Source organism: Cohnella laeviribosi DSM 21336 (genome assembly GCF_000378425.1).
In the GTDB taxonomy this organism is placed as follows: Bacteria; Bacillota; Bacilli; order Paenibacillales; family Paenibacillaceae; genus Cohnella; species Cohnella laeviribosi.
Genome location: NZ_KB899872.1, coordinates 1 through 10,832, shown reverse-complemented (window position 1 = coordinate 10,832; position 10,832 = coordinate 1). Strand labels below are relative to the sequence as shown.

Here is a 10,832-nt window from a genome sequence, read left to right as displayed (position 1 = left end):
TGTTTGCCGAAGGCAAAGTCGCACATGGTCTGGGTCGCGCACGGAGCCGTGGGCTGGACTGCATGCAGGAACAGACGCTACTGACGGCAACCATTCAAAATCTGAAAAGACTATGCCGGTTTAAGAAAAAACGACCTCAAACCGGTGCTTTGGCATGCCACAAACCGAAATCCGTGATGACGGAGGCGGTGTCAAACCTGCTCATATCAGTGGTGGCTATGTTTGTTTCCTCATTTTTCATGTCAGTTAGACGGCTAAAACTGACTTAATTCACCGGACTTCTAGAGGATGCCGTTTAACGAAACCGAAGGAAAACCGTAATTTTTTCTTAAGAAAAGTTTAAAATCAGCGGGGGCCATGCGCGTCGGCCGCTTCGGGACGATCCGCCGGCGGCGTCTCCAGCCTGGAAAGCAGCGCCGGCCCCACCCTCGGGTCTTGCATCGCTTCCTCCAGCGACTTTCCGTACTTCGTCTCCAGCTCTCCCCGGGTGTACGCGATCTGCCGGTCGGAGCCCCCATCCAGCTCGAAGGTTACGGTTTCCGCGTTCCGGATAAGCGCCAGCATGACGGCCGCCTGCGCCTCCAGAAGGTCCCGCTGGCGGGCCTCTCCCCATTGCGGCGGTTCGCTTCCGCCGGGCGACCGGGCGGACGGTATTTCGGCATAGGCAATCCGGACGCCGTACGGTTTTTCCTTCGTCTGCAGGGAGAACCCCTTGACGGCATAGGGGCCGGGAGCCGGAAGCTGCGCGAGGATGCCGCCGACGGCGATGTTGTCCCCGATATGCGTGTTCCGGTACGGAGCGAGCCTCTCCTCGAGCGTCTTTGGCTGAAGGTCGGAGGGAGGCCTCGTTTCATGTTGGACATACCGGTACCCGCCCAGCAGCAGCGCCAGAAACGCCGCAAGCAAAACCGCATTTCGAAGATGCATGCTCATGACGGTACCGCCGTCCTTCCGTAGCCGTCCGGCGCGGCGGCCAAAGGCAGCGAAACCCGGAACACGGTCCGGGAAGCATCGCTTGCCGCTTCGATTCGCCCTCCGTGAAGCTCGACCAGGCTCTTGACAATGGCCAGGCCGAGGCCGGAGCCTCCGTTATGCTCGGACCGCGATTTGTCGACGCGATAGAAGCGATCGAAGATATAGGGCAGGTCCGTCGACGGGATCGGTTCGCCGTAATTGACGACCTCGACGACGGCCTCGCGGCCGGACCGCCGGACGAAAAAGTCGATCCTGCGGCCGTCCTTGCCGTAGGCAATCGCGTTCGAGATCAAGTTCTCGAATACGCGCGCCAGCTTGTTCGGATCGCCCATGACCGCGATCTCGGGCTCGTCGGCATGGACGCCGCCCTCCATTCCGGCTTCTTTCAGCAGGATCCGGTGGTGGGCGAGAAGCTGTCCGACCATTTCGACGAGATTCAATTTGATTTTCTGCAGGCTGACCGCCCCGTTGCGCATCCGGGTGTACTCGAACAAGTCGTTGATGAGCACGTTCAGCCTTTGCGACTTTTCGTACGCGATAGAGATATAGTAGCGAAGCTCCACTTCATCCCGGTAACGGTCCTGTTCGATCAATCCCAGATAACCGAGGATGGACGTAAGCGGCGTGCGCAAATCGTGGGAGACGTTTGTAATCAGCTCGTTCTTCGTCTGTTCCGCCCGGCGTTCTTCGTCGAGGGATCGCTTCAGCCGGTCCACGAGGCGGTTCGTTTGAACCGCCAGCTCCCGCAGCTCGTTGCGCTGCTTGACGGGCACCTGGTCGTCGAAGTTGCCTTCGGCGATATGCGCGACCGCGGTGCGGATTTCGGCCAAGTACCGGAATCGGCGGAGCTGGAACAGGATCATGTAAACGACGAAGAACGCGAACCCGCCGGCGTTGAAGAGAAAAGACGGCCCGAACAGGTCGCGGAATAAAATGTAGACCTCTTTCAAAACGGCTCGCAGCCAAGAGAGCTGGGGGGGAAGGCTGAGCGCCAGGGCGTATGCGGCGAAGACGGTGAACGCAGCCAAGGCGGCGCTGAAGACGATGTGCCAGATTAGACGCCAGACCATGCGGCCGATCAGATTAGGGATCAATTTTGTACCCGACCCCCCATACCGTGGTGATGAGCTTGTCGCTTGTCTCCTGCTCCAGCTTGTCCCGAAGCTTGCTGATATGGACCATCACCGTATTGTTGGATTCGAAAAATTTCTCCTTCCACACGTGCTGGAAGATTTCCTCCGCGCTGAAGACCCGTCCGGGATGGCTCGCAAGCAGGTACAAAATCCCGAACTCGGTAGAGGTCAGGCGAATCGGCTTTCCGTCCGCTTCCACCGTATGCGACCGCTTGTGGATGCGGAGCGGACCGACGGTCAGCGTTCCGTCGTCCGAAGGCGGCGATAGGGCCGCATTGTACTGGTAGGAGCGCCGCAGCAGCGATTTCACTCTGGCGAGCAGTTCCAGCGGGTTAAAGGGCTTGATCATATAATCGTCGGCTCCGGTCATCAGGCCCAGGATTTTGTCCATATCCTCGGATTTGGCGCTGACCATGAGAATGGGGATGCCTTGGCGCTCCCGGATGCGGCGGCACGCTTCCAACCCGTCCAATCGGGGCATCATGACGTCGAGCACGACCAGGTCGTACGATTCTCGCTCCAGCTTGTCGAGCGCATCCTTCCCGTCGTGGGCGAGCTCGATTTCGAAGCCCTCGTTTTTCAAATAGATGCCGATCAACCCCGCGATTTCGCGATCGTCGTCCACGATAAGTATTCGACGCGTCAATTCGTATGCACTCCTTGCTTTGCTGCCTCTTCCTCTTAACTATAGTCCAGACCGGGGATTTCTGTCTCGTCGGCGGCGCAATCTTAAGAATGTTTAAGGTTTTCTTATGATTTGGACCGATCGGCGTTTTTCTTGCGTTTATTGCGGAATGTTGACGTTTGCCGTTATGCTAGTCTTGACTATAGGACAGTCAGGAGGCGCTTTTCGCATGTTCTCTCCTCAGCGAAGGGAAAGAATATTGGAAATTCTGCACGAGCGGAAGCAGATCGTCGTCCGGGAACTTGCGGCGGAGCTTGGGGTGTCGGAAGGGACGCTGCGGACCGATCTTAGGCTCCTGGAGGAGGAAGGGAAGCTGGAGCGCACGCATGGCGGGGCGATTCCGGTCTCGGCCCCGGGATACCGGCAGGCGGAAATCGCCGAGTCGCCGCGGAGCGAACTGAACCGTGCGGAGAAGCAGGCGATCGGGCGCGCGGCCGCCGCCCTGGTGAGCAAAGGGCAGTGCGTGATGCTGGACGCCAGCACGACGGCGCTGGAGTTGGCCAAGCATCTGGTCGACATGGACTATCTGACCGTCGTCACGAACGGCTTGAATTCGGCCATGCTGCTCAATCAAAATCCCCGCATCAACGTCATTCTGATCGGCGGCGTGCTCAGGCCCGGCTCCCGGAGCATCGAGGGCTTGCTCGGCCAGGGCATTCTCGAAGACATCCATGCCGACCTGTTTTTCACCTCGTCCGAAGGGTTCACCCTCGAGACGGGCATGACCGATTTCAGCGTATACGAAGCCGAGCTCAAAAAGCGGATGGCCGCGGGCGTCTCGCAAGTGGTCGCGCTGCTCGACCACACGAAGCTGGGCCGGCGCTCGATCGCCGCCTCGATCCGTCCGCCGGGCATCCATACGCTGATCACGGACGGCCGGGCCGATCCGGATTATGTCCGGAAGCTGAAACGGAACGGGATACGGGTGATGATCGCGGACTGAACGCCGGCGCAACCGGCCGCGCGCAAGTCTAGAAGCGCAACGATAGAAATAGAAGAAACGACAATAAACGCAAATAGATGAACGGTTGTTTGTTAACGAATGAAAACGTCAGTAAAAGAAACCAATCGTTGACAAACGAAAGAAAACGGTGAGACGATAAAGACGGAACGGCGACGATGAAGGCGGGTGATTGCGGCATGTTGGAACGGACGGACGGGTTCATCTTGGATCTCGACGGGACGGTTTACAAAGGAACGCAGGCGATCGACGGAGCGTCGGAGGCGATTGCGCGGCTGAGGAGGTGTGGCAAGCGGGTCGCTTTCCTGAGCAACCGGGGGAACATGTCGAGGCGCATGTGCCGGGCGAAGCTCGAGGCGATGGGCATTGCCGCGGAGGAGCGCGAGATTATTCTGACCTCCTTCGTTGCGGCTGCGTATCTGAAGGAGACCGACCCGGACGCCAAGGTGTGGACGCTCGGAGATCCGGGGCTGCGGGAGGAGCTGGCCGCGCACGGCGTGGCGCTGGCGGAGCGGCCGGAGCAGGCGGAGTGGCTGGTCGTCACGCTTCACGAAACGTTGACCTACGACGATCTGAACCAGGCGTTCCGGGCGGTGCGCCACGGAGCGCGGATAATCGCGACCAACGCCGACCGCATGTTTCCCGGGGACGAGGGCGATTCGATCGACGTTGCCGGCATGATCGGCGCAATCGCCTATTCCACGGGGAAGGAACCGGAAATCGTGCTCGGGAAGCCCTCGACGCGGATGGCCGACGCCGCGCTCCGGACGCTCGGGCTTCCGGCGGAGCGGTGCCTGATCGTCGGGGACAGCCTGGCCTCGGACATCGAGCTCGGCCGCCGCGCGGGCATCCGGACCGCGCTCGTGCTGACAGGCTCGACCCGGCTTCAGGACGTGGCGGAGGCGCCGCACAAGCCGGACGTGATTTGGACTTCGCTGAGGGAGCTGGACGAACGATTAAAGGAGCTGATGCCATCGTGAACGGAATACCGGATAAAGTCGCGGCAGCCGCCGCAAGGCTCGGGAAAGAACATTCGGTCGGATTCCCGGAGGCCATTGACGTTGAAGCGGGCGCATTGAAGCGGGTCGCCCCGTTTGTCGCCGAGCGCGGGTTTAAACGGCCATTGGTGGTCGCGGACGAGCGCACGTTTCGCGCGGCCGGGGAGGCCGTGCTGGCGGATTTGGCCGGAGCGGGGTACCGGGAGGCGCTCACGCTGGTGCTGCCGAACGCGCAGGGAGACGTCGTCGCCGACGAGGCGTCGATCGTTCAAGTCATTCTCGATATTCAAAAATACGCCGCCGACGCCATCGTCGTCGCCGGCTCCGGCACCTTGCACGATATTTCCAGATACGCCGCTTACACGACCGGCATTCCGTTTATCTCCGTGCCGACGGCCGCTTCGGTGGACGGCTTTACCTCCAAGGGAGCGCCGATCCTTGTCCGGGGCGAGAAAATCACCGTGCCGGCGACCGGACCGGCGGCCATCTTCGCCGATTTGGATGTGCTGCGCCAGGCGCCGGCGGCGCTCACCGCAGCCGGATTCGGCGACATGCTCGGCAAGTGCACCTCCCTGTTCGACTGGAAATTCGGCAGCGTGACGGCGGGCGAACCGTATGACGAAGCGGTGGCCGACATTACGGAGCAGGCCCTTCGCGCCTGCATCGAGCATGCGGAGGCGATCGGGCGGCGGACGGAGGAGGGCATTCGCGTCCTCATGAACGCGCTGATCGAATCCGGCCTGGCCATGCTCGTCTTCGGCCAGTCGCATCCGGCTTCCGGCGCGGAGCACCATCTGTCCCACTACTGGGAGATGGAATATATCCGCACGGGCAAGCGGCAACTGCTTCACGGAGCGAAGGTCGGCGTCGCTTGCGCCGAAATCGCGGGCCTCTATCTCGGCCTTCGGATCGAGGATTATGCGAAAGACGAAGCCGCGGCGCAAATGCTTCGGGACGCCTTGCGGCGGATTCCGAGCCCGGATTCGCTGCGCGGGCTGCTGGACAAGGCCGGCGGCCCGGCCACCCTTGAACGGCTGGGCGTAGACGGGGAACTGCTGAACCGCAGCCTGCGGGAGGCGCACCGCATCCGCCCGAACCGTCATACGCTGCTTCGGGCTTACAACGAAAGCCGGGAAAGCTGCTAAATGGAAAATTCCACTCTTTGACAAGCGGGCAATCGTCTGGTAGAATCCTTCCGTCGGACGATCGTCCGCTTCATTATTGTCCCCAGCGGACAATTGTCCGCATTCGGCGAACAGACAGATTCCCTCTGGGGGGAATCGAATCGTTCATTTAAGGAGGAGTGGAGTTTGAACGCGGCAAGTGCAAAGCCGGAGCCTCAAACGCCGGATTTGAGCAAGATCAAGAGAGGACCGATCGTCGCGGTGCTGATTATCGGGGCGTTCGTCGCGATTTTGAACGAGACGCTGCTGAATATCGCGTTTCCCGATCTGGTCCATGAATTTGGCATCCAGCTGTCGACGGTGCAATGGCTGTCCACCGCCTATATGCTGGTGATCGGCGTGCTGGTGCCGGTTACGGCGCTTTTGCAGCAGTGGTTTACGACCCGGCAGATGTTTCTGTCGGCGTTGCTTCTGTTTCTGGCGGGCACGGTGATCTGCGGATTTGCGCCGGTGTTCGAGGTGATGCTGGTCGGCCGGATCGTTCAGGCGCTCGGTACGGGCCTTATGCTTCCGGTCATGATGAACACGATGCTGATTATTTTCCCGCCCGAAGAGCGCGGCGGCGCGATGGGGATGATCGGACTGGTCATCATGTTCGCTCCCGCGGTCGGTCCGACGCTGTCCGGTCTCATCATTGACGTTCTGAATTGGCGGTGGCTCTTTTTCCTTGTCATTCCGCTCGCCGTGTTTGCGGTTATTTTTTCGGCCATCTATTTGAAGAACGTCTCGGCGATTACCCGGCCGAAGGTCGATTTTCTGTCGATTCTGCTGTCCACGGTCGGCTTCGGCTGCATCGTTTACGGATTTAGCAAGGCGGGCGAATCGTCCTGGTCCGAACCGGTGGTCGGCTGGTGCATCGGCATCGGCATCGTCGCGCTTCTGTTCTTCGTCTGGCGTCAGCTGACGATGAAGGAACCGATGCTGGATTTGCGGGCTTTCAAGTATCCGATGTTTACCATCGCGGCGATTTTGCTGATCGTCGTGATTATGTCCCTGTTCTCCACGATGGCGCTGCTTCCCTTCTTCCTGCAAGGGGTGTTGCTCTATTCCGTATTCAAGTCGGGTCTTGTCCTGCTGCCGGGAGGCGTCGTGAACGGCATTATGTCGCCGGTGGCGGGCAAATTGTTCGACAAATTCGGCCCGAGGGTGCTGGTCATCCCCGGACTTGTGCTCGTGTGCACGGCCACCTGGCTGTTTAGCGGCATTTCGGCCTCGGCCGGAGCGGGCTATGTCATTTTCCTGCATGTGGTCATGCTGATCGGCATTTCGCTGGTCATGATGCCGACGCAGACGACGGGGCTGAATCAGCTTCCGCCGCATCTGTACCCGCATGGAACGGCGATTATGAATACGCTGCAGCAAGTGTTCGGCGCCATCGGCATGGCGTTGTTCATGAGCATTTTGTCCTCCGGCCAGAAAAATTATTTGGCAAACGCGGGCAATCCCCAAGACCCCCAAACCGTCGTCGCAAGTCTGGTGGCGGGTCTGCAAGACGCCTTTACCGTTGGCGGCGTGTTCTCCCTGATTGCGCTCGTGGTCGCCTTTTTCCTTAAACGCGTCCGCGCGCCCGAAGGACAGGCGCAATCGTTCCATTGATTCATCAAAGGGGGGTGAAGCGGTTGTCGCGCAGAAAAAGTACGGAGGATCTGAGGTCGGAAATTCTGCGGACGGCACAGTCCCTTTTCAATGAATTCGGAGTCGAAGCCGTAAGCATGCACCAGATCGCCAAGGCCGTCGGGATCGGTCAAGGGACGCTGTATCGCCGTTACGCCAACAAGGGCGATTTGTGCATGTCGCTGATGCGGGACAAGTTTGACCGGTTTGCACGGGAGGTTGAAGACTACCTGGCGGAACACGCGGACGTTCCGGTCTTGGAGCGGCTGGCCAGCTTGGTCAAGCGGCTTATCGCGTTTACGAGCCGGGACATGGAGTGGGTCAGGACGATGATCTCCTGCGGCAAGCCGGACGAATCGGTCGGCCGCTTCTTCGATTCTCCCCCCTTTCGGTTTATCCTGGACACGATTCGGAAGCTGCTTGCGGAGGCGCAGGGGCAGGGCAAGCTGATTCCGCTCGATGCGGAATTCGCTTCCTGCGTCCTTGCCTCCTCTTCGCTGGCGCCGGAAACGATCTTTTATCTTCGCGAGTCGGGGTACAGCCCGGACGAGATTTCCGACCGGCTGACGCAAACGTTCCTTGCGCCTTTGTTCCGCGAATAGCGGCCTGCGCCGCCTGGATGTTGGATCCGGAAGAGCGGCAATTTGAGGGCGGATAGGAAATTTTGCGCAACGTTCGGCTTGCGACGGACAGGATTTCGGCCTTCTCGCTGCGGCGGGGGGGCCGTTTTCGTGATAAAAATCACATTCCCGGCCTGTTTTTATAAAAAATCCATTCAAGTTTGGAGCAAAAAGGTGTAGAATAGACACGAAAGGTTCTGACTCGGAGCCTGCCCGCTTTTTTGCGAAGGGTCGGGCAATACCGGAAACGCGGCACGGCAACAGATTCGAAGAACCGGCTTCTCGGCGCGGGTCTTTATGTGAAATTTGTTACAATGTTTGTTTTCGGTTTCGCAGCCCCTCCCCCGCATCCGTCAGGCACGAAGATGGCAACCATACCGACATCCTTGCAAAGGAGGACGCTCCCGTATGTCTGAAACAGCTGTTTCCCAAGAAACGCTTGCCGAGCAAGCGGAAGCACAACGCCCATCGGTCGATGTATTGGATCAACTGATGAGGCCCGAGGTTCAAGAGTCTTTGACCACGTTGGTGGAAAATCTGCCGAAGCTGGCCGAAATGGTGACGTTCCTGACCAAAGCTTACGATTTCGCGCAAAGCGTAGCGACGGACAAGGTGCTGATCAACGACCTGACGCAAGGGATTAGCGAGTTCGCCAAGCCTGTCGTGGAAAAGGCGAAGGGCATCGCTTCCGCCGCAATCGAAGCAAGCGACCGCTCGCAAAACGAAACGGCAACGATCGGCCTGTTCGGTTTGCTCAAGCTGCTGAAAGACCCTCAAGTGCAAAAAACGTTCCGGTTCCTGCAAGCTTTCCTTAGCGTATTGGCCGAACGTCAGCAACAGCGCCCGTAAAGACAGACTTTCCCGATAACGCATAAGAACGGAGGATGGATATGTCGAAAAAAATTCTGATACTGGGCGGAGGATACGGCGGCTTGCTGGCAGCGCTGACGGCGCGTCAACATTTGAGCGCTTCGGAGGCTCAGATCACGCTTGTGAACCGTTTTCCGACTCACCAAATCATTACCGAGCTGCACCGCCTCGCGGGCGGCACCATCGGGGAGAAAGCCGTTTCCCTGCCGCTTGAGAAGCTGCTCAAAGGCAAAAGCATCAACCTCGTCATCGATACGGTGACGGAAATCAAGCCCGACGACAAAAAAGTGCTGGGAGCGAGCGGAACGACGTATACGTACGACGCGCTCGTGGTCGCGCTCGGCAGCGAAACGGCCTTCTTTGGCATCCCGGGCCTTCAGGAGCACAGCTTCGTGCTCAAGTCGGTCAACGACGCCAACCGCATCCGCGCGCACGTCGAAGCCGAACTGGACGCCTACAAGAAAACCGGCGACAAAGCGCACGCCACCTTCGTGGTCGGCGGCGGCGGCTTGACCGGCGTCGAGCTGGTCGGCGAATTTGCGGACAAGATGCCGGAACTTTGCCGCGCCAAAGGCATCGACTTTAACGATATTTCCCTGTACGTGGTCGAAGCGGCGCCTTCGATCCTGCCGGTGTTCCCGCCGGAGCTGGTGCAGCGCGCGGTCGAAAGCCTGTCGAAGCGCGGCGTAGAGTTTATTACGGGCGTGGCCATCACCGAAAGAACGCCGACGACCGTATCGCTGAAGGACGGCCGGACCATCGAAACGCATACGCTCGTCTGGACGGGCGGCGTCCAAGGCCATCCGGCCGTGGCGAATTCCGGCCTCGAAGTCAACCGCGGACGCGCGACCGTTACGGAAACGCTGCAGTCGACTTCGCACCCGGACGTCTTCCTCGCAGGCGACTGCGCCGTTGTGTTCCCGGCCGGCAGCGAGCGGCCTTATCCGCCGACCGCGCAACTGGCATGGCAAATGGGCGAACTGGTCGGCTACAACCTGTCCGCTTACTTTAAAGGCGGCAAGATGGAGGCCTTCGAGCCGGTCTTCTCCGGCACGCTCGGAAGCCTGGGCCGCAAAGACGCCATCGGCACGATCGGCGCAAACCAAATCCGCCTGAAAGGCTTGCCGGCCACGCTGATGAAGGAAGCGAGCAACATCCGCTACCTGTCGCACATCAACGGCCTGTTTACGCTGGCTTACTGATCGGAACCCCAGCGGCAATCGCAGCGGCGTCCGCCGAATCGGATCGCGACGGATGCCGATTGCCGAAGAAGACGCCCTTGCGGCGTCTTCTTTTTTTGGGATCGTGTATTGACGTTGAATTTGCGTGCGGAGGTGGACTGCAGATCCGCTATTCGGCCTTTTTAACCTCCGATTGAATCCTTCGTGGACACCATGTCCGTTATTTCCGTTGAATCCTCCCATATGGCGCCGTTCCGGAAGGAATACCGGAACCAGGGTCCGCATCGGCCGGATTACGGCACTTTTTTTGTAGAATAGTTATAATGAACGAAACCGACATCCTGATTGCTTATCCGTAGGTTACATTTGGAAACAATGAGATTAGCAAAACACCATTGCAACCAAATCAGAGCTACAAACAAAAAGGAGTCGGTCTATCATGAGTAATTCCATAAAATACGTCGGTTTAGACGTATCCAAGTCAAAAATTGCAGTAGCGGTCGCGGAAGAAGGCAGACAAGAAGCCCGTTACTGGGGAACCATCGTGCATACGAAAGAAGCGGTCGCTAGACTGATGCAACAATTGCGCACGACGGAAGAGATCACGCTAA

General features: G+C 59.1%; 10 protein-coding genes and 1 pseudogene. 8 read left to right on the top strand and 3 right to left on the bottom strand.

The genetic code is table 11. From position 1 onward, the window contains the following. Nucleotides 1-269, top strand: a pseudogene (locus F560_RS25335) (IS5/IS1182 family transposase); the annotation flags it as partial. Nucleotides 270-345: 76 nt separating this feature from the next. On the opposite strand, the gene F560_RS0121330 reads toward F560_RS25335, so the two are convergent. From F560_RS0121330 to F560_RS0121320, 3 genes are read right to left on the bottom strand one after another with little or no spacing between them, the layout of a single operon-like run. Next, nucleotides 346-933: a DUF4825 domain-containing protein gene (locus tag F560_RS0121330; protein ID WP_019007764.1), complete on the bottom strand. Its 588-nt coding sequence runs from the start codon at nt 931-933 to the stop codon at nt 346-348. Continuing rightward, nucleotides 930-2,069 carry an ATP-binding protein gene (locus tag F560_RS0121325; protein WP_019007763.1) on the bottom strand — a complete coding sequence of 380 codons (1,140 nt, stop codon included), beginning with the start codon at nt 2,067-2,069 and terminating at the stop codon, nt 930-932. Before F560_RS0121325 ends, F560_RS0121330 begins: the two co-directional genes overlap by 4 nt. Beyond that, nucleotides 2,059-2,754 (bottom strand): response regulator transcription factor, encoded by a 696-nt coding sequence (locus F560_RS0121320; protein ID WP_026298460.1) that lies wholly within the window; start codon nt 2,752-2,754, stop codon nt 2,059-2,061. The genes F560_RS0121325 and F560_RS0121320 overlap by 11 nt, the downstream gene beginning before the upstream one ends. Before the next feature lie 208 nt (nt 2,755-2,962). Between F560_RS0121320 and F560_RS0121315 the strand changes: the two genes are divergently transcribed. The 7 genes from F560_RS0121315 (at nt 2,963) to F560_RS0121285 (ending at nt 10,242) form a co-directional block, all read left to right on the top strand. Beyond that, complete coding sequence (locus F560_RS0121315; protein WP_019007761.1) at nt 2,963-3,736, top strand: DeoR/GlpR family DNA-binding transcription regulator; 774 nt, start codon at nt 2,963-2,965, stop codon at nt 3,734-3,736. A gap of 197 nt (nt 3,737-3,933) precedes the next feature. Continuing rightward, nucleotides 3,934-4,734, top strand: a complete 801-nt coding sequence (locus F560_RS0121310; protein WP_019007760.1) for an HAD-IIA family hydrolase — start codon at nt 3,934-3,936, stop codon at nt 4,732-4,734. After that, the gene (locus tag F560_RS0121305; protein WP_019007759.1) at nt 4,731-5,897 is read left to right on the top strand and encodes a sn-glycerol-1-phosphate dehydrogenase; all 1,167 of its coding nucleotides are present in this window, start codon (nt 4,731-4,733) and stop codon (nt 5,895-5,897) included. Before F560_RS0121310 ends, F560_RS0121305 begins: the two co-directional genes overlap by 4 nt. A gap of 207 nt (nt 5,898-6,104) precedes the next feature. Then, nucleotides 6,105-7,532, top strand: a complete 1,428-nt coding sequence (locus F560_RS0121300; protein WP_425393292.1) for a DHA2 family efflux MFS transporter permease subunit — start codon at nt 6,105-6,107, stop codon at nt 7,530-7,532. Between the two features lie 23 nt (nt 7,533-7,555). Continuing rightward, nucleotides 7,556-8,152 (top strand): TetR/AcrR family transcriptional regulator, encoded by a 597-nt coding sequence (locus F560_RS0121295; RefSeq protein ID WP_019007757.1) that lies wholly within the window; start codon nt 7,556-7,558, stop codon nt 8,150-8,152. 426 nt (nt 8,153-8,578) lie between these two features. Next, nucleotides 8,579-9,019 (top strand): DUF1641 domain-containing protein, encoded by a 441-nt coding sequence (locus tag F560_RS0121290; RefSeq protein ID WP_019007756.1) that lies wholly within the window; start codon nt 8,579-8,581, stop codon nt 9,017-9,019. Nucleotides 9,020-9,060: 41 nt separating this feature from the next. Next, complete coding sequence (locus F560_RS0121285) at nt 9,061-10,242, top strand: NAD(P)/FAD-dependent oxidoreductase (RefSeq protein ID WP_019007755.1); 1,182 nt, start codon at nt 9,061-9,063, stop codon at nt 10,240-10,242. Nucleotides 10,243-10,832: the final 590 nt, after the last annotated feature.